This is a genomic window from Polaribacter sp. (assembly GCF_965660385.1).
Taxonomy (GTDB): Bacteria; Bacteroidota; Bacteroidia; order Flavobacteriales; family Flavobacteriaceae; genus Polaribacter.
Genome location: NZ_CBFHZT010000017.1, coordinates 18201 through 42892, shown reverse-complemented (window position 1 = coordinate 42892; position 24692 = coordinate 18201). Strand labels below are relative to the sequence as shown.

The following is a 24692-nucleotide window of genomic DNA, read 5'->3' as shown; positions in this document are numbered from 1 at the left end:
ATTTATTTTAAGAAAATTTTAGAATTTCTTTGTTTAATAATTATTCTAAAAAAAAGGATTAATTAAATTAACCCTTGAATTATTTTTAATGTTTAATGCCAGTAATTATGAATTTGTCATTGTTGAACATAGCCTCAGCCTCTTGAGCTCTAACTTGCAATTCAATTTCATTCATTTTCTCTGAGGCTTCAAGTAATTCTTTTAAAGACATTTTTTCAATTTTTTCACCATCTCTAAATATATCTTCTAATGGTTTATATATTCCTTTTGTCGTCTTTGAAACGTATTTTTTTTGTTGTTCTAGCATATTATATAGTATTTAAATTTTGAGAATAACGTTTTAAGTGTTGTTTTCCAACTTCCTTTTGTTCATTATATCTCATTTCTTCTATTGTGTTAATTTGACATTTTCCATCAAAATATTGAAATAAAATAGTATTTGGAAAGATAGGGGTATTTGGATCTAAAATTACAAATCCAACTACCTGTTTATCAAAAGACTTATCAACATCAATGCACTCTATCAACCAAATAAAACGAGGCAAATGTAAGGAATCTATAATTAATTTGAATTCTTTGCCTATTTTTGAATCTGTGCAATAAAAGTTTTTTATAGCTTTTGAAGTTGTGATAAGATACCTATTAATAAGTGGATATTTTCCGTATTCAATAATACCCTTAGTTAATAATAGTTTTTTATCCGAAACAATATGTTCCTTATAAATTCTTCTTATACGAACAGAATCCATTCTTATTCTAGAGGCTAAAGGAACAACAAAACCTGAAATATAATACTCTTCACTGTCTTCATTATTTGCATAATCCTTTATAGGGTTCTCAAAATTACCTAACCTGTAAGGTGCATACTCGTCATCTATATAAACATATGAACGTTGCTTTTTTATTGAATCAATATAGTTAATAATCATTTTATCTTTATAATCACCTGATGGGACTTTTTGGGTCTTTATTTTGAATTCATCTAAGGTAGAATCTTTATGCCCTATACAAACTAAAGAGTGTGATACGGCTGGAGATTGAGTTCTATTTTTTATTTTACCTTGTAAATTATCTTTATTAAAAAATATCGATTGCGGTATCGTTTTCGACAACACTACAATAACGGGTATTCCAGATTCTACATAGTCATTAAAAGCTAATTTGAACACACTAGCATTATTTTTTGATCTAAAATAGTTACGAACTCCAAAACCTGCTTTTTTTAGAATATATGAGATTTCATTTTGTTTTAAACCATTTCCAGGTGGTGTTTGTTCAAAGCGTAATTTATTTACTTCATTTTCTATATATGATGCGTTTTCAGATTTAAATTCTGAGTATTTTGCAAAATATTTTGATACACTCAATAGTGAGGTTTCACTACAACTATGTAATTCTCCATCTTGTCCAGAAGTTGGAAACACTTTAGTTTCAAGACGAACTCCTCTTACTGTAGCGTTAATCGTCATCAATAAAAGTTCTAATGGTGGAAGATTAAATACTTCAGGAGATAAGTTCATTCGTCCAAATGAATTTCTATTTGTAGGTCTAACTACTAAAAAACCTAAATAACCATTAGTTTTTGAAAGCTCATCGTAGGGGTTGTCATAATTGTATTTGAAATTAAAAAAACTTATTCGTATACAATCTTTTTCAGTATGTGAATTCTTCGAGGAATGGTAATAATAAAATGCATCTCGATATTGATAATCAACATAAGGGTATTCAATATGACAAAATAAATTTTCTTTAAATTTATTTATTTCAAAAAAAATATCAATACGCTCACTTGCTAATAAAAATTCAGCATTTCTAACTTCTATAGCTATATCCTTAATCAGTCCAGAAACATCGGATAATGCACCTTCTGCTCTAATAGGTGTTGTAATCATTAGTGCGAATTTATGTAAATAAATTTTAAATTAAATTATGTAAAAAACGGTTTTACTATGCATCTTTCAACAAGATTAATGAATTTTGACAATCTCTATTATTTACAAAAAAGATTAAATTTAAAAATAACTAAAAAGATTGTTTTTTAAAATTTATTTAACTCTAAAAGTATGTAATGGAAAAACACAAAAGTATCATCTCTGTATTAAAATTAAATACGCCTTTGGTCTGTAAAAGAAATTTCTTACAAATATTTTTTCTAGTCAAATCCCAAGTTCAATCGAATACTATTGGAAAGATTAGGAATATCCAGAACTACATCTTTTTTATGAACTTGCTTCTATTAAGCATTATCTTAACTTTCAAATAAGTACTATAAGTTCAGTTTTTAAAAAAGAATATTATGCAATTTATACTTTTTTAAAATCAATAGCTTTTATAAGACTTGTTTGAACAATAAATATTGCATTTCATTTTCTTTGTCCACTTTGTAGTATTAAATAGAAATTATAATCCTTACTCAGCCCCTTTAATAATTCGACTACACTATGCCTCATTTTTTTGATTTGGTTTTTCTTCTTAAAAGATGGTCAAAAAAATCTTTTCCTTTTCGATATTTATCAATTTGATAAATAATACTATTATTAAAAAGGATAGTCTTGAGTCGAATCAAGAGGTTAAGTTTAATACACGTTTATAGAAATTGAAACAATCTTATCTTTAATTATGATTATGATAAAAAACATCACTACACACAAAAACATCTTGAATATTTAATCGAAAATAAAAATTAATTTGCATTGGATAATGTGTATTTATCCATAGCCCTAATATCCATTCTATTTACTACGTCAGTCAAGTAATCTAATTTTTCAAATACTTTCTTTATATCCATTTGATGTTCAGAACCAATTACAAATTCGCCTGTAAAAAACTGAAGGAACTTCTCATCCACTATTCCATTTCGGTGGGCGTATAAATGCCTGATTTGCAAGATTTTTTCAATTTTATTTTCCTCATCTTTATCCAAAACCTGCAAGTCTCTAATCTGTTTAGTATCTTTTATGAAGCCCCTTACGCTACCTTTTTGAAGTTTACCTATTTTCTGTTTTGCCCAAAACTTCACAAAGTCTTGTAAGTCGGAACAATTGAGTACTTCTTCAATTGTAACAGTTTGTTGTGATTTCAAGGTTTCAGGATAGGCAAGAAAAATCTCGTATAATAGGTCTGAAAGATAGGTTTCAAAGTTGTCTACTACAGAGGAAAACAAAATCCTGCTAAGAATCTTACCTTCTTGATTGGTTGTTGGATTTTCAGGGCTTTCAGGATATAAAATATCCCCTAAATCATCTACAATTTTTAAAATACTTTGATCAATGCTCTATAAAACTAATTTTAGCGTATGTAGCATTGTTCTTCAACTCTTCTAAATGAGAATTGATTTGTTTTATTCTTTCGTAACCGCCCTTATTAAAATTAACTGTAAAAGGGTCGGCAAGCTTTGTTCTATTCTCTTTTCGGACGTATACCTTACCTTCAACGGAAACTATTGAATCAGATTTATCTACTTTTATAGCATATAGCTTTTTGTCTTCAATGTTTATGTATTGGTATTCAATGTTCGGTTTAGGGGTTAATAAATCCAAAGCCTTATGAGTAATTGTATTGGCGTGAAAATCCTCGCTCAGACCATTAATCTTTGAATCATCCGTAACACCTAAAATGAGAAATCCACCCTCTGTATTAGCAAAAGAACATAATATTTGTGCTACATTTCTAGAGGGCGGTAGTACTGCCTTGTATTCTAAGGTTTGGCTCTCTGGTCCTCCAACCATTTTTTTTATGTCTTCAATCCAATCCATAATTAAACTGGGATTTTATTAATACCTGTAGTTTTTAGTATAGTTCCCAAAGTTAAATGTCTTGGGTTGTCCTTACCATTATCAATCCATAGCTCTGCGTTAGTGTAATCTAAGGTGTCTTTTTCTGAAGAATAAAAGACTATTACTTGTCCATTATCAGACGGTCTTATTACAATATGAACATCTATTCCATTTTTTTTGATACCACCTAAAACAGTCGTTGCTAATTCGTCAATATCTTCACAATCATAATCTTTGTGGTCTTTCAAGAACTCAATGATATTTTGTTTTGAGCGTTCTATCAATTGTTGAGCATATAGAAACATATTGACATTTGGCCTAGAAGTATGATTAAATAGAGCAGCTAAATCTCTATCCTTTAGAGCTTCTTCCAATTCGTCCATCGAAGTCACACCCAAACCTGCCAAATCTTCTTGGGTAATTTCTGCTTTTATATGATGCCCTTTTGAGTTTTCTAAAACGGATTTTAATGCATCCAAACTTGTAACATCGTATTCTTTCAACAATCCTGAAAGTTGCTCTGCTTGTTGAAATGTTTGCAGCAAATTAGGGTCGTCTTCAAGAGCCTTAGCTACTTTCGAAAGTTGAGACAAATCTGCCTTACTCCGCATAACTTTGTAGAGGTTTTCCTTATCTTTAATTGTGTTCATAAAGAGTTTAGCCCTTTGCCTGTAGGTTTCTCCAAAAAACTCTTGACACTCTTTTGGATTCTGCACTTCAAACCATTCTGAAAGACGGCTAATTGCAGAAATTATATTTTCATCTTCAGTATTTGCATTTTTTACTAATGCAGATATTTCATTTGCAATATCTTTTTTCTCTTTCTTATAATATTTTGCCCCAAAATGTGCTTTTTTATTGAGCAGTAATTCATTCCAGTTTTTTCCAAGAAACTTAAGAATACTTATTAATTCCTCATCGTCAATATTATCTATAAATAAATCTGACTTAAAACAAAAAGCACCCTCCTTATTGGGTATAATTGCAAAGTCTTCAAAGAGTGTAGCATTATTAGATACTAAAAAAATAAATCCGGCAACTTCATTAAACCATTTGAAAGTCTCAGTTTCGTCCTTGTCCAGTTCTTCGCTCAGCTTTTCTATGCTACCTTGCTTTTCTAAATCTTTTGCTAGTTCTTTATAATCTAGCGAATTCCAATCTGACCAAGATACTTCTACCCATTGTTGTATATGACTCTGCTTACATACAGCATCATTATACAAATCATAGGTATATTGCCAAAGCTTTTCGCGGATGTCTTTGGAAAAGCTTCTAGAGGGAAACCACACATCTTTAGGTAGTTTTTTTTCCTTTGAATTACTTTCTAATTCAATGATAGGCTTGGTAAGCAAACAAGTTCTTAAAGGGTTTTGAATGCTATCCCTATACCATCTTTCATCAAAATATTTCTCAGCTGTATCGGGTAATTTCGAGTTTGCCATATTGAAAATATTATAAAAATTTTCAGATGACACTTTATCTAAAATCGATTTGTAAAGCTTCAAGGCTTCCACTAGTAAAGATTGATTTTCTAACACTTCAGAATCATCACTTCCCTTTAGCCAAATTCCATCTCTTTCAATTTGTGGATTAAAATAAAAACTATTTACTATCACAGGAAAATGAAATGCTTCTGTGCCAATAAGGGGGAAATCGCAAAACAACTTTGGAATATCTTTATGACTCTTTATCTCATAACCTCTGTCCACTTTTTCAATTTCGGATGCAACTGTAATTTTTGAATCTGTAGCATTTAAAATATGGATTTGGGAAATTATTCCATTGCAGTTTTTTTGAATGGTAAGTATAGATTCGTCATCGCTTGGCCCAGCTTTAGAGAATGCCAAGACCTCGTTTTGAACATTGTCTAGGATTTCAACTTTTTCAATATTTTGTATAAAGGTCAATACGTACGGAATCAGTTTCATAAACTCTTCTGTGCCAACTCTTGCTATTTCCTTTTGGTGTTCAGTATGCAAATGATACTTGAAGGATGTATTATACTCCTTTTGGTCATACCCATTTTCTATTTCTTTTGTTGAATTATGAAACCCCTCCCAAGCGCTTTCGATTTTAGGAACTAACTGAGTTGTTGTGCTTCCTTCTCTATCCAAAGGAAATTGAAAACGGTACAACTCAAAATCATCCGTCTCTACTATACCAGATATATCAATAACTTTTGAAAGTAAATGAGTAGTTAGAAACCCTGTCCCAAAACGACCAGTTCGATTAGTCTGCTCTCCTTCCTCAACTTCTTTGGATGAAATTTGATTAATTAAACCTCTTATGTCTTTTTCTGTAAAATGAGTACCATTATGCCGAAAAACCACTTGGTTTTCATCCAATTCTATTTGCACAGATATTTTTCTATCAGGATAATCTGCGATGCTGTCTTTGGCGTTTTGCAAAAGTTCCCAAGCCCATCGCCCTTGATTGTTCTCTACGGTCTTATCTAGATTGTGTAATCGTTTTTTTATTTTATCGGCAATAGACCTGTTACCGTCTTCTTTTCTGCCTTCTTCTATTGATTGTATCATATTTATTAGCTGCCATTATGCTATATTTTATAGTAATGATTTGGGATAATTAAGTTAGTTTTAGATAGCCCCTGCTTCCAAGTTCCTTATAAACATTTTGAAAAGATGCTACTAAATTTTTGGGCGATGTATTCTTGTTGACCATAATTTGTATTTCATCAACTTCAAAATGAATTGAACCTTCAAATCCAGAAATTTCTACAGTGCACTTTGATAAATCGCTAGTAGAATAATCTACAACGATTATGTCTGGATTACCTATATCTTCAATATGATTAATCAAGTCTTCGATATCTATATCTTTATCCATTTTTAATGTCAACGTATCAAAGTCCTTCTCAAAAGCGTTATTAAATTCTTCACTACCAATGGTGTCACTATTTTTGAAGTTTTCTATGCTTCTTTTTAGCACGTATTCATCTGCTGAAGTTTCTGATTGAGTTACACCAACTACATAGTCGAAATAAACCGTTGAGAGTTGACCATACCCATTTTCAATTATAGTTTCTTGAAAATCTTTGAGTTTCAATTTTAAAATTCTTCTCAATAATTCTGTAACATCATCCAATTCTTCACGAATGAGTTCTTTTGCGATTTTTTGAATCCAACTCTCGTGATAATCATCGATTATTTTTGGGGTCTTATTACCAACCTTAAAACCAGGAAGTTTTCGCACGTAGTCTTCTTCAGAATAAGAAAACACAGCTTCTTTAAACTTAAACCCTTTTGCTTTTGCTTCAATTTTTCTACTTTCAAAAACTTTGGTCAAATCTGCTACAATAAATTTTTCATCTGTTTCTTTACCGAATTTAACTGGTGTTTGATTCTTCTTTTCAGGTGTTATAAATTTTACTCTTTTCGATGTATGATGTTTAAGATATTTCTGCAATTGGTCACTAAATAATAGATTCTCAGTATAAATATCCTTTGCATTACCCTGTAAAGCTTGAATTAAAAAATATGACCACACACCGTGTTTGTATTCCATATCAGCTTGTGATTTCTCATCACTCTTGCAAGATGCAAATACAATTAAATGCTCCGCATCTCTATAATTATACTTTAAATCATCTGTTGAAAAATAGCTTATGGGGCTTCTTTCTATTTCACTAAATTTTATTCCACTATGGCAACAATCTAAAAAGACAATAACTCTAGTTGATTCACTTTTTTCAAGTTGTGATATAATTGAGGTTATTGAAATAGTTGAAGTTTCGAGACTATCTAGTTCAGTATCTACACAAGATATTTTATTAACACCCTCAACAAAAAAACCGTGACCTGCGTAATACAAAATCATGGTATCATAGGACTTAGCAGTTCGAGAGAGATTTCTTATTTTGTTTTCAATCGTGGTTTTAGTGGTCTTTGTACCATCCAACAATTCAAGATTACTCTTTTTGCAGCCTAAACTTATTAGGCTATCTCTAAATTTCTTAGCATCGTTATTAGCGAATTTTACTTTTGATATTTTCTTAGAATCATTGTATTCTTCGACAGCAATAATAAGTCCTAAATAATTTTTCATTTTTACATTCTTAGTTATTGTAGGACTACGCAATCATCTGTTCTGCAAACAGTTTCAAATCCAAGTTTTATAAATATTCTATTGGATGCCTTATCGCTTAAATTACAGTTTAACAACACTATATCAAATTCTAAGCGCTATAAAGCGAACTAAAATCAAACATAAAGTGTTTTAGAATAAAGCTATCATTATGTTCCGATTCATAATATGAATCGTGTAAATCGTGTGTCTTTACTTTCAAAAATTCAGGCTCTCTTTTGTCTTTCTTTAAAAGCTTATTAACTCCATCTACCGTTTTGTCCAAATCTCCTTCAAGTACATATCCAAGTAAGCATCCGTTCTCATATTTTTTTGAAACAAAGTTGTTAATTCCAGTATTAACATAACGTCGCTTTAGACCAGAATCCTTTTCCTTTAAGTTTTTAGCCTCCATATTATAGTTATATTCTAGTTTAGAGCTAATAACCGCAAATGTTAGGTCAATTCTGGGCAATTTAGCTGCAAAGCCTTTTTCTTTCTTTATGTCTTCTTTAGGAAGGTGTTTCTCTACATTGGAATGGATATTCCAATCTAACCTTAGCGGATTATCTTGAATATGCCGATGAAGCTCAGAGGTAACGTCATTTTCATCCCAGTTTAGTTTGATGACTTTGGTTTCCATAGCTGAAACATAAGATTCTGTTATCAGCCGAAAGCATTTTTCTTCAAAGCCTCTTTTGAAGCCAGCAACTATTACTTTGTTTAATCCCATTTCTTATACTTCATTAAGGATTTCCAGTATTAACTCTGATGCATCTTCAATCGCCATCGATTGAGTCCAGAATCTCCTCTGATTGGGACGAACAATAAAAATCTCGTTACCTATTTTATAATTTAATTTTTTTCTGAAATATATGTTAGTTGCCTTCTTTTGCCATAGTTCTTTATCCAAATCTCGTAATACATCGTGTATTTGCTCATTAGATTTTAAAACGTCTTTTTCAGAATCTTCAAACGCAACTTTGGTTATCATTAAAGGTGAGAAGTGCTTTATATTTTCATAAACGGTGCAATTAGCATATAGATTCTGATTTTGTAGAAAATCATTTAAATACTGAGAAACTTTCGATGCATAATCTTGATTTCCATTTGGGTTAGTTGGACCAAGAACGTATTGATACTTTTTTATTAATAATGGAATTGTGAATTCTATAAAATTATCCACGATTAAACTTTCGTCGATTGAAAATTTAAAACACTCGGATATATAACTATCAATCTCTTGCTCAAACTTTTTGGTGTTTGTGTTAAAAATTTTTGATGCATCAATCATCATCCTATCGTAAATATCAGATAGATGATAGAGGTTCTTTTTAGAGAAAGAAAATGGAAGTCGATAAAGTTCATTGGGTTTGATTTCTTCCCTTTCTATTCCAATAGATGCAGAACATAAGAAAAGGTAATAGTAGGCAAGTTTTGAGTTTATAAAACAAGTCAACCCTTTGAGTAATTTTGAATCGGTATGACTAATTCCTATGACTTTACTGTTAAACGAGCAAGCTTCATTTTCATACGAAGCACAAATTTTCCAATTAGAAAGGCCTTCCTTAATTAAAATATGTGGTGCAAAATAAGTTTTTTTCGCTCCAACTCGTCTAAAGACATTAATAGTAGGTAAATCATCTACTTGTACACCATAATGCTTAGCATAAATCTCCTTTGAACTCTGAGTAAGTCCAGAATTCAAATCTGAAAACACGTGTGAAACGTACCGTCTTATATTCTTTGGCGCAATATATCTGTCAGGAATCTCATTATCTACTTTAGGATTTTTAGTGGAATTGTTCAAAAACTGTAATCCAGAGCCTTTATCAATTTTTTCATCCAAAATAAACTGGTCGAGACTACTTGTAGTATTTAGTTTCCGAATCAATTTTATATCCCCAATTCCACCCCACATTGCAATTTTCCAAATTTTTGAAGTTGGCTTTTTACATTCTTCCCTCGGAAGATATTTCAAATCTGTGCCATCAATGCTTACTCCTTCAATAACATTGGATTTGATATAAGTCTTAGGCGCATAGTAGACAATTGTATCAGATTTTTTCTTTGGCGGGTTTTTTCTATAAAACACAATACTAATTGGTCCAGTAGCCGAACCAAACAATTGACCTCCAAAATTTTTAGGTGCATTTCGTAAAATCGAAAAATTATAAATCTTCTCTACATAACATTCATTGAAAAGCCACTTTCTAAAATTTTGATACGTTATTTTGGTATTGGTAAGTATTTTGGTATTGAAAATTAAAGCAATTTCTCCATTTTCAGAAAACGTTGTCGCCTTATGTAGAAATGGAAGAACCATTTCCTTTGCGAATTCGTATTTATCGCTGTAATCTCGAATAGTTGGGGATAGATTCTTGGTTCCAAAAGGTGGATTTCCCACCACCAAATCAAAATTTATTTGTTCTACTTCTGGATTTTGCTTGATAGTATCACAACGGAATAGATTATTACCTTGTTCCACCAAGGTGTCATCCGCAGGGTCATTTATCAGATACGGCAAACGATAATCTTTATTCTGCCAAATCGTTTTAGGGTTCAGGTTATCTACCAAAGCTAAATAAAGACTAAAAGCTGCTACCTTGATAGACTGAGGGTGTATTTCAACACCAAATATATTATCCGTTAGTAGCTTTTTCAACTCATTAAAGTCTGTAAGCTTTTCTGCATTAGCATTCTCGTGGCGCTTAACCAAACGTTTGAAACTTTCCACCAAAAAAATACCCGAACCACAAGTTGGGTCTAATACCTTAACATTAAAATTCTTCTCTGTCCTAGATATTGGTAGTTTCTCATTTAATATGAGTTCAACTAATGAAGGTGGTGTATAATATGTCCCTGTATCTTGTTTTAGAGTAGGGTTTATCTCTGCAAGAAAATTCTCATAGATTTCACTTAATAATTCTATTTGGATAATGCTAAAATCAAAAAGGCGTATATCTTCAAAAAGATTCTGCTGTAATGAATTATCATTACCGTTAATAAAACACTTTTTAATTAGCTGTAAATGTTCTCTTGAAATTGATTCATCGCTATCTACAGTAAAAACGTTACCATTGAAATATTCCTCTAACTTACGGAAAAGTGAAAAAGTTTTATCCTCATCGTCTAAAATATCAAAATAGGATTGTGCTCCTTTTTTTATTTCTGAATAAAATTTTGCATCTGTAGCACCTCTATCTTCTAAATACAAAAGAAATAGAGAACGCATTATTATTTTATGAATAAGATTTATTTCTAATCCTTCTGCTTGTAATTGTTTCGCAGTATAAGTAAGACTTTCTACAAGATATTTATCAACCCTTCGTTGAAGGCTTATTTTCTTTCTAATCTCAAACGCTTCTTCCAATGTCCATATAATTCCGGTATCAATAGCGATGGTAGAAAAAAGATTTTGAAGCTGTTTAAGTTTGGTTTTATCTTTGAACTTGTAAGACTCAATTTCGAGTGTTTTTAGCTCCTTCTTATAATCGAAATCATCTGATTTAATGAAAAGAGGTTTTTCCGCACAGTTATAAATACGGATTTCAGTTTCCGAATAAACATAAAGAAAAATTACCTTTTTGAAGTTCCAGATTTTTTTTTGAGCAAGTGCAACTTGTCGAAGAGCTAAGTCATCAAATTTCTGAACCTTCTTTAAAAAAACCGCGGGATAACTGTTATGATTTTCGTCGGTACTGAAGTAAATTTCATCAACACCAAAATCTTTTACTTGATTGATTACAACTAACTGACTTTCAGAAATTTGATTAGACTCCGAAGTAACAGATATGGCCTTGTCCAAGCCTAAATTTTCTATTATATCAAAATCAATCATATCGAAAGTTGTCCAAAATATCTGATAATTTGTTACTTACTAAATTAATTTCAAAGGTACAAATGATTTTGGGATTTTGATAATTGAAGTCCTTTTATTATCAAAAATATCTTCTAATTCATTTTGAAATCTTCAAAAAAATCACTCAAACTCATTTGATGAGCATCCAATATTTTTAATAAGCTCTGAAAAGTAAAATTAGTCCCCTTTTCCATACGCCAATACTGCATTCTTGTGATTCCGTGTTCAATAGCAAAGTTTTCATAACTAGTATATCCTTTTTCAATTCTGATTTTTTCTAGTTTTTTAGCAATTTGTTCAATTCGAATATCAAGCTTTTTTGCTTCCTTTTTATCTTTTTTTGCCATTTTTATGGAATTTGTTCCCAACAAAGGTGGCTTTTTATCATTTTTTAAGTTACCACTTATAATTTACCACTTTTATAAACATTTATTTCTTATGTTTGCTTTATAACTTAAAATTTTACATTATGAAAAAAACACAAAAACTACTGTTTTTAGCACTTGTATGCCTGATAACTGGGCTACAAGCACAAGAAGGAAGATCAATTGCTAACGTTCAATTAGGTATTGGTGGAAAAAATGAAGGGTTTGACATTAAGACTCCCGCAATTTATGGAAGTTATGAATACTTTCCTTGGGACAATCTCTCTATAGGTGGTCTCATTGGGTATTCTACATTAAACATAAAGATTGAAAATTCTTTTGGAAATGATATAGACAACGATACTTCTAATTTTGTCGTTGGTGGATTGATGAATTACTATTTCTACCAAGACGAAAAATTTGAATTTTATAGTCATCTCACTATGGGATATGCTAGTGGATTAACTGCTGGTTTTTTATATGAAATTGGTGCAGGTGGTCGATATAAATTATCTGATGCTTTGTATCTAAATTCAGAAATAGGTATTGGACTTTCATTATTGAAAGTTGGGGTAACATTTCAACTCTAAAAATTAATTAAACTATTTAAAACTTAAAAAAATGAAAAATCAATTCTTATTTATTATCTATTCGATAGCATTTACATTAAATGCTTGTAGTCAAAAATTAACAAAAACTGAGGCTCTTAAAATTATTAAGGCTAATAATATTACTCAAAACTGTTATTGTGAGATTAATGTAACAACAAGAAGTACATGGAAATCTTACGAGGAAGATGTAAAAGTTATTAAAGCCCTAGAAAGAGAAGGAATTATAACAAGTTCTAGCTATAAAGACCGATTATCACAATTAGATAGAACTGGTCATACTGTAGTCAAGATACACCCATTAGAAAGAGCAACTTATGAATATGGCTTTGAGAAAAGACCTATGGGTTTTGGAGGGGAAAAAGCAAAGGTTTTATATTCAACTGCGAGCATAAGTCAGGTATTAGGCATTTCATTATCTAATAATGATAAAGAAGCAAAAGTTTTGATAGAGATTCGGTATGATCTTTCTCCTTTTGCTGGACTGGTAGGACGAAAATCTTTTCCTAGTCAATGCCATCAAAAGCAAATTGAGGAAAAAGAAATTACCTTAATCAAATATGATACTGGTTGGAGAATTAGAAAATAGTAGTTTTTTGAAATAACATTATTGCTATCGTTCTAATGTCCTTTAGAAAAAAATGTCCTAAATCGTTCCTCACTTTTAGGACATTTTTTAATCTCGATGGCGTAAATCGAAAATGCGTTTTCTTTTAGCGACATCGAGCTGCGGAACGTAAAATTCATTTTTCATGAATTTTGCAAGATTGCAAATTGCTACAAATTTCATTTTCTCAACTTGCTATCTTGGCAAAGGAATTTCCTTTGCAATCCTTTTGCAACAAAAAAGACAGAATGCTTTCACATGCTGTCTTTTTTGTTTTCCCAATCTGTAATAATAATTACCTTTCTAATTCTTGATTCTGATCCTTGTCTCGTTGTTGATTCTTTTTAATTTGTGCTAACCTTCGATGCTTTTGCTCAAAAGCATACCAATCCAAATCACCTTCTTTTTTAATATCTTCGTAGGCTACTTTTGTAATATAATCCAGCTCATTCAAATAAGCTCTTCCTACAACAAATAATTTAGGGTCGTCTAAAGTCAATAAATGTGTTGGAGATTTTTTGGTTTTTTCATAATGTTTTTCTCCTAAAGCAACAACCCAGTTTTTAAAACCACTTAAAGCGGTCTTATTATCTCCATATTTCATCATAAAAGCAATATCATTAAAAAAAGGGGTATCTAATTCTTTTCTTAATTCGGTTAGCTTTAAATGAAATCCTAAAATCTTATCTTTATCTAGCTGGTTTAAAATTTCTAAAAGTGCATCTCCTTGGTCGTTCTTATCGACACTATTTTTTTGTTGGTTGGAGGCTTCAATATGCTTCCAAAATTCTTCGGTTTCCATACTTTTATTTTACTTAAATTATCTTTCTAAATCTCTATCCTGCTCTTTAGTATAGCGTTGTTTTTGCAATGCATCCAATCGCTTCTGCTCTTGTGTAAGTTCTTTTAATTTGGATTTATCAATCCCCAATGTTTTTAATCGAAATTTTCTGTTTTTTAACCAAACCCCAGATAGTTTCTGATTTCTGAAGTACGGAACTATATTATATTCTTTAATTTTCTCTGCCAATTCATTTAAGGAATTAGCTTGTTTGGCTAATTGTTGAATTTGTTCACTCAATAGCTCCTTATCAGATAGCACACCTCTGTTCTTTTTCATATGCTCCTCCTTTTGAGAAAGTTTTAACGCCACTTCTTTTTTTTTGAGTGATTTACAATGGATTTTGAGAGTTCTGGATATCGCTCTTGCTGATAATCTTGTAATTTAATTTTAAAGTCTTTAAAATCTTGCCTACTGATTCTCGTGGATTTACCATCCATACCAACTCCTGAAATTATAAAATGAAGATGTATCGACTCCTCCCAATGCACTCCACAAACACCCATTGAATCACTTCGATGCTTTAAATACCATTTGGCAATATCTTGAAGTGTTTCTCTTGTTATTTTTGAATTGTCTTCTGGCGAGAAAGAAACGATTTCGTGTCTTAAAACTGTCCTGTTTTTATGTTCAAAAATCCTGCTTTTATCGTTTTGTTGAAATAAATCAGCCCATTTTTCTGGATCATAGCCTCTAATATTTCTTTTTATGATGAGTTGATTTCTGTTGAGCTTGTGGTCTATCAATTTCTTTGGTGCAAATACATAACGGATGAGTTTTTGCATTGCGATTTTTTTGGGACTCCTATGGGAAATGGCTTTTACAATCATAAGAATCGTTGTAAATTTTCCAATTGACTTAAAACAACATCGACTTTTATAGGTTGTTTTTCATAGATGCTTTCTTCTACATCATCAATTAGGTTTCGTATGATTTGCTTTATTGGACTTGAATTAAAATCCTTTTCATTTACTGCTCTTTGTTTGATAAAAGTGGTTACCTTCAAATTCTGCTTTTCGGATTTGGATTGTATTTCTTCATATTGGTTTTTTGTAAGCCTGAAAGTTACTTGTATATTTTTCTCTTGATAAATTTTCTGATAGGCTTCTTGATACAATTTTCGGTAAGCCTGCTTTGCTTCCTTAATTTGTTGGTTGGAAGGGTCACAATCCTTGAATACAACATCTAAATATTCATAGACACTTTGAAAAGAATTTTCAGACTCTTTCATTATTGTTCTAAGGTCGTGGTGTTTTCTTTTTCTTGCTCCTTATTTTTATCTCTTTGAGCAAGTTCTGTTATGCGTTGCTGATCTCTAAAAACAGTATTAAAGTGCTGTTCTTCAAAGTAAATATCCCTTTCTATGGTTAAACCAAAAGGTCTTTCAACGGCTTGTAATTCGTCCATAGAAAAGTAGCCCCACTCATCGATTTGCAATCCTGTGACATACCCATAAGCTACTCGATTTTTTGGATTGTATGCAGTAGCATACCAAGTGGCAGATCCTGCAGGATCAAAGTATTTCACTACTATTAGTGGGTTTTTACTCTCGGATTGATCTCCAACTTTTTCAAATCGCTCTGCGATTTCTTTCGTAATTAATTTCATTGTATTCTTGGACTTATGGTTCTTGTTCTATTGTTTTATCTTTTGTATCGATGGTTGCTCTAATTGCTTTTATTCGTTGTTTAGAATCACTTTTCTTCACTGTGCTTGATTTAGAATGTGCTACCTCTAATTTCCGATCTTGTTTTTTTCCAATTTGGATATACTTCTTCGTTGTTTTCCTTGCCATTTTTTGATTTTTAAATTTTCGAATTACATTCCTTTTTATCTGCTTTGAAATTTCAATAGCTTCTAAAACTCCTTCTTGACCAAACTCTAAAATGGCATCCATCCCAAATAACCAAAATTGTTGTTTATTTCTTTTCATTTGCTACGCGGTCTTTATAAGGTTGTAAATCGATATATTGGATACTATAGTCAGCCACAGGATTTGTATCCTCCTCGCTTTCCATTTTAAGATAATTTCGCAACCTGCTTTGTTTATAGGCAGGTTTTATTTTCGTTTTAATTGGCTTTTCTCCGCTAATTAAAACCAATACTTCATCTTTCATTTGCTGGATTTCTGAAGCATACATCAGAGGTCTAGTTTTGTTTTGGTCTGTCTTTTTATCTTTATAGGTATAGCTGCCTAAAAGACGCTCCAATTCTAGTGATTTTTTGGTTTGCCCTCCGTAATAACATTTTAAATAACAGTTTCCTAAAATATTGTCTTTCAATTCTCCATAGGGACTTAAAAGAGATTCATCCTGAAGGATAATACACTGTGGAATTTTAAATTTTCGACTGTTACTGATAATTTGCGAATAGTCTGGCAAGCCCCCTATCAAACTGGAAAATTCATCCAATACCATTTTAATGTCTAAATCATCTTCTTTAGGCAAACTGGCAAAGGCAAATCGGTAAAAACTTTGGAAGATTAGGGCTATCATTTTAGCATAAAAGGCGGAATCACTTGCTGGGGATTGAATGAATAATACGGTCTGTTTTCTTCGAAAATCTTCAAAGTTAATATTGGTAACTGATGTTAAGTCACAGAGTGTTTTATTCTCTCCTAACCAGGAAAGCGCAGATAAACTCGTCGCTAAAATCGACTTTAGTGTTTTTTCTGAATTTTGCGATAAGGCTAAAAATTTTCTCCATACATTATCGGAGGCTTTTTCTGCCATATAGTACTCTACTGCTTTGGGATTGGCTTGGTATTCTAAAATCAATCGATAGGCATTCCCCAAATTCCCAAAGATTTTAGGTTCAGATTCTAATATATGTTCTATAAATAAGGAAATACAATCCTCTCCTGACAAGGAAAAGAAGTCCGATTTTTCTTGGGCACTTCCCATTATAGATTTAACAACTTTACGAATCGCAGCAATGTCGCCTTTACACCCATCTAATGGATTTAGATAAATACCTTGTTTTTTGATTAAGTTCATAACCAAAGTATTTGCTTCTCTTGAGACTAAATATGGAATTGTAGAAGCCAATTCAGAACTATTATCATTGATGACCATTGAACTTTTTGTATTTAAAATCATTGGAAAAATATTTGTTTGTGTTTTCCCCATTCCTGAACCCGCTATCACAGCCATATTACGTCTGGAAGTATCCAGATCCGCAAATCGTAATCCATCCACACACCAGCCTTTATTTCTTTTGGATAGGAAGTCTCCTGTCCTACCAAACTGTGCATTGTGTTGATGGTCTTTTTCAAAAAGTTCCTCCAAACCGCTAAAAAGGGATTGAAGTAGTTCTAATAATCCGTCTAGTATTAATTTTATCATCGTCTTTAATTGTGCTTGTTTAATAATTTTTCTGATACCTTACCTAAAAACCCAGCCAAAGTTCCCGTAAGTTTTGCAACTCCATATATACAAAGGAGTACTAGATTCCATATTATTTTGAACAAAGCCTTGAGCGACTTGAAAATGATTTGTCTTTTTTTCATATTTTAATACATCACTTTTTTTTCATTTGAAATATGTAATTCAACTCCTCTAGATTCAAAGATGGATTGATAAAGCTTTATCATTGCTGTAAAGATTTCGTCTTCCTTCAATTTAGGACTGTATACGATGTATAATGCAATTCCCGAGAGATCTTCTGGTAATTCAGCTTGTCGTATAAATTTTTGAAGTACTTGTTCTTCTTGATGCAATAGTTTACCAACATCATATTTTTGATAGACTGAAAAAAAACTATGCTCCCGCAAATCTGAAAACAAGACTAATTTTTTAGCCCCTTCTTTTTTGTTCAGGCTTTTGATTTCGCTACATACCAATCTAAAAATTTCTGACCTCGGACTCTCTTTTATTTGAGTATGTTCCAACGTATCTTTAAACTGTTGTAAGAGTTTTTTCTTCCTTCGTCTTTGTGTATCTTCATTAGATAGCCATCCTACTGCAGATTCTCGCAGGATGAATTGATATTTTGGGGCATATCTGGTTTCTGATACATAACGTAAAGTAATTTCTAAACCATCACTTGGAGAACCTTGTTCTAGATAATTTAAAACATCATTCGTTTTTGGTTTAGCGTGCTTGGCATCTGTAACATCTACAATCACACTTAAGTGCTGTGTCGTTGGAATATGATCTTCGCAACTAATCATTATGAGTACGAGTATAAATAGGCTTAATTGTTTCATTTTTTTCTTTTTATAGATGATTTAGTTTTTTTTGTTTGTGGTGCTGGTGCAGTTTGACCGATATACGTTTTTAAAGGAGGTATTGGTGCTGAAAAAGATTTGGGATGTACATTATCCATTCTTCGAAATAGATTTTCTGATTTAAATAATGCTACTCCCGAATTGTAATGGGATACAATCGTATTCTGATAATGCATCGCCATATATTTCAAATTCTGCATATCCAAGATTTTCTGATCTCTTTCTTTTGGAATTTCAGTAAGTCTAGAATTGATTTTTTCCGTTTCGGATTCGACTTCTTTCAATTCTTTTTTAATTTTTTTGAATTGAACGTTTTTTGCGACATCGGATTTAAGTGGTTTATACAATAAGGCAATAATCGCCCCAGCTAACCACATGCTGAAGTTGATAATCACGAAGCTCCACTCGGAAACTTCTCCTGATAACTGTCCTGAATTTTCCATATAATTCACACGAATTACATTCAGGCTATACAGCAATATCAAAACACCAAGAATAATACCTACACCTATTGACCATTTTTGGGCTTTGGTTTTACAAATATTTACAAGGTCTTTAAAACTATGCGCTATGATAAAAAGGACAGTACATAGACCTAAACTGGCAACTAACGCCGTAAGTTGATTTGGGGTTACGATAAGTAATATCTTGAAATTTACAGCAACCTCTCCAATACTTAAAGCAACCAATACCAGGCGCCATTTTTTCCATTTTTGGATAATATGAGAGATATCCGTCAATCCTTTGAGATCTTTACGCAATACTCTGGCTTTCTCATTGTAATTATGTAGGTTTTTTTGCAGCGCTTTTTGTTCTCTCTCAAAAATGGCAGTGATTTGGTTTACTGTTTGGTTCAAAACCGAGAAAGCTCCAATTCCTTTAAAAACCAATTCCAAAAGTACTTGATAAAAACTCTGGATTTTAGGTAGAAATAAGTCTGAGGAATCTTGTTTTGTTGGTCTCGATTGTTCTGCCAAATCTTGGGCAAAAGTTTTGATGTCATTTTCTATTGCTGGTATTCTGTCTGCAATCAATCGATCTCCATCTTTATGATAGAAGTTACTGTTTAGTAGTGTTTTATTTTTTTTCATAATTGTTTTTTGAAATTTGGTTAAACATGGAATTGTTTCGGAGTCTGTATTGGCTCTTCCTTTGATAGAATTTGTTGATAAATCCTAGGGTTTTTTGAATTTTCATAAGAATGAATGTGTAAAAGCACCTCTCTAAAAAAAAAAGAGGTGCTCGGGTTTATGAATCTAGTTTGTTAGCTTGCTGCTCGAAGAACTTTCTGGCTTCGTAGTAATTTGTGGAATACCTGCTATTCAAACTGTAATTGTTGAATACATAATAGACTTCTGAACGATCTTGTAATAATCGTAAGTATTTATAACTGTCCAGGACTCTCATAGAAGCAATTCTATTTTTGGTCATTGCTCCCGTATTAGAAATTTTTGTGTTTTTTTGTTGTACTCTTTTCATCATAAGTAAATTTTAAATTTACTCACAAGGATTCAAGGATTAATCCAAACATAATATATTGAAAATAAGGATACTATGTTTTAAACCTATTCAATACTTGAAAAATAAGTTCAGAAATTGAAGGATTTTTGAACACTTTAAATAATCCCTCCTTTGATAGCTAAAGCCGTAAGTTGCGCTGTAGTTTGTGCTTCGAATCGAAGTTTTAATTTTTTAATTCGTTTTTCTATAGCAGATACAGTCATAGAAATATCTTTTTTCATAAATTCTTTTGCAATTTCTGCTTGTTTGTATCCAGAACTCAACAATTTTAAAATAGTTCGGTCCTCAAAATCAATATCAAGTAAACTTTCGTTGTATCTCAATATTTTTTTTATACTATCACTAAAAAATGACTCTCCTGATAATACTGCTTTTATTGCTGGTATCAATTCTTGTAAACTGGTTCTACTTTTAATAATATATCCATCAGCATTTAATAAGTTAATAACATAGTCCAGCATTTCAAGACTATCAATTTTGGAAAGCATAATTATTTTAGGTCTATGATCCCACTTATTCAATTCTCTTAAAAGATCATCTCCAGAAGAAAGTTTTGAATTTTTTGATTCATTTTTTAAAATTAAATCTAATAATACAACATCAAAGACTTCTCTGTTTGTGTAATTCAAAGCCATATCAGCAGTAGTTGCTATAGTGATATCAAAATTGATTTCTTTTTGTTTTATAAGACTATACTTCACCCCTAAACTAACAGAATCGTGGTCTTCTACAAGCAATACTTTTATTTCTTTTTTACTCATATTTGTAAGCTATTATAAAGGGAAATTTCTATAATAGTTCCAGAAGTCAATTCGTTATTTTTAATACTAAATTTACCATTCAATTCTTCAACTCTCTTTCTCATATGAAAGATTCCAAGTCCTGAAGTTTGTTCTTCAATATATCCAGTACCATCGTCTTGGATTCTAATTACCAATCTTTTTTTAAGCTGGTTAAAAGACAAGTTTATCGAAGTAGCATTGGCATGTTTAAAAACATTACTAAAAGCCTCTTTTAACAAACTATAAATAGATTCTTGTATAGGATCAGAGATTGATTCCCATTTGATATTTTCAACTCCATTATGTACAATACGAACGTCATTATTAAAACTATATTCATGGCATAATTTATCAATTCTTTTGTCAAAAGGTATTTCAGCGAAATATCTAGAGCTTAATCCTTGTGAAATTTTTCGCATTTTAAAATAGGCTCTGTCAAAGAAAGACATCACACTTTCAAGTTCGCTATTTTGTAGTTTTTTTAATAAAAAATCTCCTCTTTGTAATCCAATCAATAAATCACTGGCAATATCATCATGTAAATGCATGGATATACGATTTTTTTCATTGGAACGAGCCTCCAGTCTCTCTATAATTAGTTGTTGTTTTTGTATTCTTTTTTGACTTCGATAATAATAAAATCCAATAATTAGCAGCACGAATAAAGCCAAAGTAATTGAAAAAAGTAAGATATTTCTATTTTGCTGTCTTTCAATATTAAGGGTTTGTGCAGTAACTTTTTCTTCCAATTTTACATTGCGTAATTCTTGTTGATTTGTCTCTAGCTCTATACTTGCAAATTGATATTTTAACAACCTTTCTCTAGCAATTAAACTGTCCTTGATTTCAGCATAACGCTTTATGTAACTATTATTTGAAACAGTTTTTGATAGAAAAAATAAAGCTTTTGTAGTATTCTTAATGTCCTTTATAGCTTTAGCGTCTAAAAGTGCCTTTTTAAAATAATTTCTAGCATTTGAATCATTACCATTTGAAAAATAATACTCTCCAATATGCAAATTACTCACTATTTCACCTCTAATATTATGTTGTTGTTTTCTCAACTCTAATGCCTTCCTCATTTCAAGAATTGATTCTTTTTTCCCTTGTAAAAAATAAGCATAAGCAATATTATCAATCAGAGTAGCCTTTTCAGAGGGAAATTTATTGATATTTTGCTCACCAAGTGCCTTTTGAAAATAAGCCAATGCTTTGTTATATTTTTCTTCCTTTCTATACACCAATCCCATATTGTTCCAAAGAACAATTTTTTGATGATCACTTTTAGCAATTTTTAATGATTTTTCAAACCAAAAAATAGCATCAGTATATAGTTTTAATTCATCTGAAACAATCCCTAAATTATTATAAACAGAAAGAGTATAATGTTTCTTTTTCTCGTAAGTTAAATACTTGAGTGCTCGTATTGAGGTTTGTTGGCTTCCATAATAATCTGCTGAATTGCTTTGGATAATTGCCATGTTTAGAAAGTTTTTTCCTGCCTCAAGACTATCTCCTCTTTTGCTAAAAATTAAACCTGCAAGATTAAAATAGTAATAAGCACTATCGTATTTAGCATATCTAAAATAATAACTCCCAAGTTTGTAGCTTCCCTTTGCAATCTCTAAAGAGTCATTTCTAATAATGGCTTTATCTAAATAACGTTTTGAATCTTTTTGATAATCTTCAAGATCATTTAAACTATATTGTAAGATAGTTATTCGATTTAAGGAAGCAAACCATAAAGAATCATTATCTATTTCATTGGAAAAACGCAATGCTTTCTTTGCAAATATCAATTTTTCAAATTTTTTATACTTTTTACTTTTAGAAGCTTTTAATAGTTCTGAAATACTATCGCGAAGCGGATTCTGGATATTAGTTTTTTGTTGAATAGATTTATGGCATCCCAATATTATAATTAGATGCAGTGATATTCCTATAAAGAAAATTCTTTGTTTCATCTTGAACATTAAAAACGAGCTTAAGATACTAAAAAAAATAAACCACGCTTAAATAAGCGTGGTCCTAAAGTTAATAAGAATTAAATACTAATCCTCCCCTTCGTCGTCATCCGGTTCAGCAGGTAATTGACAATTTTCCCCACAACTAGTTGAAGGTGTTTCCTGAGAATGAATTTCATCCTTTTGAGATAAATCCTTTGAATCACTTGGTGTCAAAGCCATACTAACTAGTATCGCTAAAAATAAAAATAATTTTTCCATTTTTTTTAATGTTAAAAAGGTGAACACGTTCGTCCTGATTCAAAAAAGCTCACAAAATCATGGCTCTAACTCTACTGTGGTTTTCCTCACTTTTATAAGTAAAGGCTTCTCTATTTTTGAAGAGTTGGCACTTTGACAATGATTCTCTGTGTTGATTCTTTCGAATTTCAAGGAACGATATACCACTAGATTCAAAGGATAAACCAATATTAAATATTTGACAATCAGATAAATAAAAAATTAAGATTTTCAGAAACTGAAAAAAGTGTTTAAAAACTGAACCAAAAATGAGTAGGCTATTATTTTCTTGGATTGCTTATAACCATGACTTTATTTTTATGGAAAATGGAATTCCTGTTTTTAATCCAGAAGGAACACATGGTGATTGCTATACGCATGGTATTTTCAAGTATCATGAACACATCCTTTTAACCAAGGCTTCTAAAATGGGAGAAGACAATCGTTTTGAAAGGGTAGTTCTAGGAATTAAACCTTATGCAAATAAGATTATCCCTTGTTACTTGAACATCGATGATAGAGATGTTGTCAATGTTGAAGTGCTTGTAAAAACTTTAGAGAAGGAAATCATTAAATATCCCAAAGATGAATTAGAAGCCTATATTTCACCAGGGACTCCAGCTATGCAAACGGCCTGGTATCTGCTGGCTTCAAAATTTAATAATTTAAAACTTTTTCAAGTAGATCCTCCAAAATTTAGAAATGAAAAACCTCCTGAAAAAAAATGGATAAAAATTATTAAAACAGAAGTACCTACAAAACTCAACTACTTTCATGAAAGTATTCGAAAAGTTAAAGAAAATACAGAAGGAACATTAGTTACAAATTCCATGAAGCCTAGCTATGAAAGGGCTACGAAAATTGCGCTCACTCATGACATAACCGCCTTAATCCTAGGAGAGACAGGAACAGGAAAAGAATTCCTTGCTCGATTTATCCACCAACAATCTGGGGGGAGAAGCATTAAAGAAATGATTACAATTAATTGCGCACAACTCGATGATCAACTTCTAGAAAGTCGTCTTTTTGGAACAGTTGTAGGTGCTTACACTGATGCAAAAGATACCTTGGGTGCATTTCGAGAAGCCAATCATAGTAGTCTTTTTTTAGATGAAATCGGGGACATCTCTCCTAGATTACAACAAACCCTACTAAGAGTGTTAGAAACCAGAGAAGTAAGCCCTGTTGGTAGTTTTAAAGAAAAACACAAAGTAAATGTTCGCGTAATTGCTGCCACACATAAAAACCTTTATGGGCTAGTTGAAAAAGGCAAATTTAGAAGAGACTTATATCATAGAATTTGTATCGCGGATTTAGAAACTATTCCGTATAGAATGCTTCCCAGAAATGAGAAAAACGAACTTTTCGAGTTTATAGATGAAAAAGTGAGGAAAAAATACGGTATAAAACAAACGAATAAACTCAGTTTTTCAAAACAGGCGAAGGATTGTATCGAAAATTATATGTTTCCCGGAAACCTTAGAGAATTAAATCATTTAATTGAAAGATTGTATGTGTTTAATGAAATTGAAATCAAATTTGAAGACCTTCCTTTTAGAATACGATTCCCAGATGGAACAGGAGCCTCCTTAAAACTGAAAGATGTAAAAGAAAGACATATTCTAAAAGTCTATAAAATGTGTGGGGAGAATATCTCGAAAGCTGAAAAAATATTAGGTCAAGGAGCATCCCATAATATCATAAGAAACTTAGTTAAGAAATCTAATGAAAAAAACAATTAAAATCCTTTGATCCAAATTCACATGACTAACATTA

25 protein-coding genes are annotated in these 24692 nt (G+C 31.4%); 3 read left to right on the top strand and 22 right to left on the bottom strand.

Going from position 1 to position 24692, the window contains the following annotated elements:
• Positions 1 to 85: 85 nt before the first annotated feature.
• From ACTG3V_RS07210 to ACTG3V_RS07170, 9 genes are all read right to left on the bottom strand, one after another.
• Positions 86 to 307, bottom strand: a complete 222-nt coding sequence (locus tag ACTG3V_RS07210) for a hypothetical protein (protein ID WP_439131480.1) — start codon at positions 305 to 307, stop codon at positions 86 to 88.
• A 1-nt stretch (position 308) separates the two neighbouring features.
• Complete coding sequence (locus ACTG3V_RS07205) at positions 309 to 1892, bottom strand: hypothetical protein (RefSeq protein WP_439131479.1); 1584 nt, start codon at positions 1890 to 1892, stop codon at positions 309 to 311.
• A gap of 791 nt (positions 1893 to 2683) precedes the next feature.
• Positions 2684 to 3082: a hypothetical protein gene (locus tag ACTG3V_RS07200; protein ID WP_439131478.1), complete on the bottom strand. Its 399-nt coding sequence runs from the start codon at positions 3080 to 3082 to the stop codon at positions 2684 to 2686.
• 184 nt (positions 3083 to 3266) lie between these two features.
• Entirely contained in the window at positions 3267 to 3755 is a 489-nt protein-coding gene (locus ACTG3V_RS07195; protein ID WP_439131477.1) for an AlbA family DNA-binding domain-containing protein, read from the bottom strand.
• Positions 3756 to 3757: 2 nt separating this feature from the next.
• On the bottom strand, positions 3758 to 6313 hold the full coding sequence (locus ACTG3V_RS07190; RefSeq protein WP_439131476.1) for a sacsin N-terminal ATP-binding-like domain-containing protein: 2556 nt from the start codon (positions 6311 to 6313) through the stop codon (positions 3758 to 3760).
• Positions 6314 to 6362: 49 nt separating this feature from the next.
• Positions 6363 to 7841 (bottom strand): caspase family protein, encoded by a 1479-nt coding sequence (locus ACTG3V_RS07185; RefSeq protein ID WP_439131475.1) that lies wholly within the window; start codon positions 7839 to 7841, stop codon positions 6363 to 6365.
• Positions 7842 to 7971: 130 nt separating this feature from the next.
• Positions 7972 to 8592, bottom strand: a complete 621-nt coding sequence (locus tag ACTG3V_RS07180; RefSeq protein WP_439131474.1) for a hypothetical protein — start codon at positions 8590 to 8592, stop codon at positions 7972 to 7974.
• 3 nt (positions 8593 to 8595) lie between these two features.
• Entirely contained in the window at positions 8596 to 11700 is a 3105-nt protein-coding gene (locus ACTG3V_RS07175; protein ID WP_439131473.1) for an HsdM family class I SAM-dependent methyltransferase, read from the bottom strand.
• Between the two features lie 113 nt (positions 11701 to 11813).
• A complete protein-coding gene (locus ACTG3V_RS07170) occupies positions 11814 to 12068 on the bottom strand; it encodes a helix-turn-helix domain-containing protein (RefSeq protein ID WP_439131471.1) in 255 nt (84 codons plus the stop codon).
• 122 nt (positions 12069 to 12190) lie between these two features.
• Between ACTG3V_RS07170 and ACTG3V_RS07165 the strand changes: the two genes are divergently transcribed.
• Positions 12191 to 12676 carry a hypothetical protein gene (locus ACTG3V_RS07165; protein WP_439131470.1) on the top strand — a complete coding sequence of 162 codons (486 nt, stop codon included), beginning with the start codon at positions 12191 to 12193 and terminating at the stop codon, positions 12674 to 12676.
• 31 nt (positions 12677 to 12707) lie between these two features.
• Positions 12708 to 13283: a hypothetical protein gene (locus ACTG3V_RS07160; protein WP_439131469.1), complete on the top strand. Its 576-nt coding sequence runs from the start codon at positions 12708 to 12710 to the stop codon at positions 13281 to 13283.
• 313 nt (positions 13284 to 13596) lie between these two features.
• Here ACTG3V_RS07160 and ACTG3V_RS07155 read toward each other — a convergent pair whose 3' ends face one another.
• The 13 genes from ACTG3V_RS07155 to ACTG3V_RS07095 form a co-directional block, all read right to left on the bottom strand.
• A complete protein-coding gene (locus tag ACTG3V_RS07155) occupies positions 13597 to 14103 on the bottom strand; it encodes a DUF4240 domain-containing protein (RefSeq protein ID WP_439131468.1) in 507 nt (168 codons plus the stop codon).
• 18 nt (positions 14104 to 14121) lie between these two features.
• Positions 14122 to 14421 carry a hypothetical protein gene (locus ACTG3V_RS07150; protein ID WP_439131467.1) on the bottom strand — a complete coding sequence of 100 codons (300 nt, stop codon included), beginning with the start codon at positions 14419 to 14421 and terminating at the stop codon, positions 14122 to 14124.
• Positions 14422 to 14444: 23 nt separating this feature from the next.
• Entirely contained in the window at positions 14445 to 14927 is a 483-nt protein-coding gene (locus ACTG3V_RS07145) for a relaxase/mobilization nuclease domain-containing protein (protein WP_439131466.1), read from the bottom strand.
• A 41-nt stretch (positions 14928 to 14968) separates the two neighbouring features.
• Entirely contained in the window at positions 14969 to 15373 is a 405-nt protein-coding gene (locus ACTG3V_RS07140) for a plasmid mobilization protein (protein ID WP_439131465.1), read from the bottom strand.
• Entirely contained in the window at positions 15373 to 15750 is a 378-nt protein-coding gene (locus ACTG3V_RS07135; RefSeq protein WP_439131464.1) for a DUF2958 domain-containing protein, read from the bottom strand. Before ACTG3V_RS07135 ends, ACTG3V_RS07140 begins: the two co-directional genes overlap by 1 nt.
• A gap of 13 nt (positions 15751 to 15763) precedes the next feature.
• Positions 15764 to 16075: a hypothetical protein gene (locus ACTG3V_RS07130; protein WP_439131463.1), complete on the bottom strand. Its 312-nt coding sequence runs from the start codon at positions 16073 to 16075 to the stop codon at positions 15764 to 15766.
• A complete protein-coding gene (locus ACTG3V_RS07125; RefSeq protein ID WP_439131462.1) occupies positions 16062 to 17486 on the bottom strand; it encodes a type IV secretory system conjugative DNA transfer family protein in 1425 nt (474 codons plus the stop codon). The genes ACTG3V_RS07130 and ACTG3V_RS07125 overlap by 14 nt, the downstream gene beginning before the upstream one ends.
• A gap of 167 nt (positions 17487 to 17653) precedes the next feature.
• Positions 17654 to 18349, bottom strand: a complete 696-nt coding sequence (locus ACTG3V_RS07120; RefSeq protein WP_439131461.1) for a hypothetical protein — start codon at positions 18347 to 18349, stop codon at positions 17654 to 17656.
• Complete coding sequence (locus tag ACTG3V_RS07115; protein WP_439131460.1) at positions 18346 to 19461, bottom strand: hypothetical protein; 1116 nt, start codon at positions 19459 to 19461, stop codon at positions 18346 to 18348. The genes ACTG3V_RS07120 and ACTG3V_RS07115 overlap by 4 nt, the downstream gene beginning before the upstream one ends.
• A 157-nt stretch (positions 19462 to 19618) precedes the next feature.
• Entirely contained in the window at positions 19619 to 19852 is a 234-nt protein-coding gene (locus ACTG3V_RS07110) for a hypothetical protein (protein ID WP_439131459.1), read from the bottom strand.
• A 134-nt stretch (positions 19853 to 19986) separates the two neighbouring features.
• Complete coding sequence (locus tag ACTG3V_RS07105) at positions 19987 to 20652, bottom strand: response regulator (RefSeq protein ID WP_439131458.1); 666 nt, start codon at positions 20650 to 20652, stop codon at positions 19987 to 19989.
• Entirely contained in the window at positions 20649 to 22637 is a 1989-nt protein-coding gene (locus tag ACTG3V_RS07100; protein WP_439131457.1) for a tetratricopeptide repeat-containing sensor histidine kinase, read from the bottom strand. The genes ACTG3V_RS07105 and ACTG3V_RS07100 overlap by 4 nt, the downstream gene beginning before the upstream one ends.
• An 87-nt stretch (positions 22638 to 22724) precedes the next feature.
• Positions 22725 to 22898 (bottom strand): hypothetical protein, encoded by a 174-nt coding sequence (locus ACTG3V_RS07095; protein WP_439131455.1) that lies wholly within the window; start codon positions 22896 to 22898, stop codon positions 22725 to 22727.
• A gap of 287 nt (positions 22899 to 23185) precedes the next feature.
• Between ACTG3V_RS07095 and ACTG3V_RS07090 the strand changes: the two genes are divergently transcribed.
• Positions 23186 to 24658 carry a sigma 54-interacting transcriptional regulator gene (locus ACTG3V_RS07090; protein WP_439131454.1) on the top strand — a complete coding sequence of 491 codons (1473 nt, stop codon included), beginning with the start codon at positions 23186 to 23188 and terminating at the stop codon, positions 24656 to 24658.
• Positions 24659 to 24692: the final 34 nt, after the last annotated feature.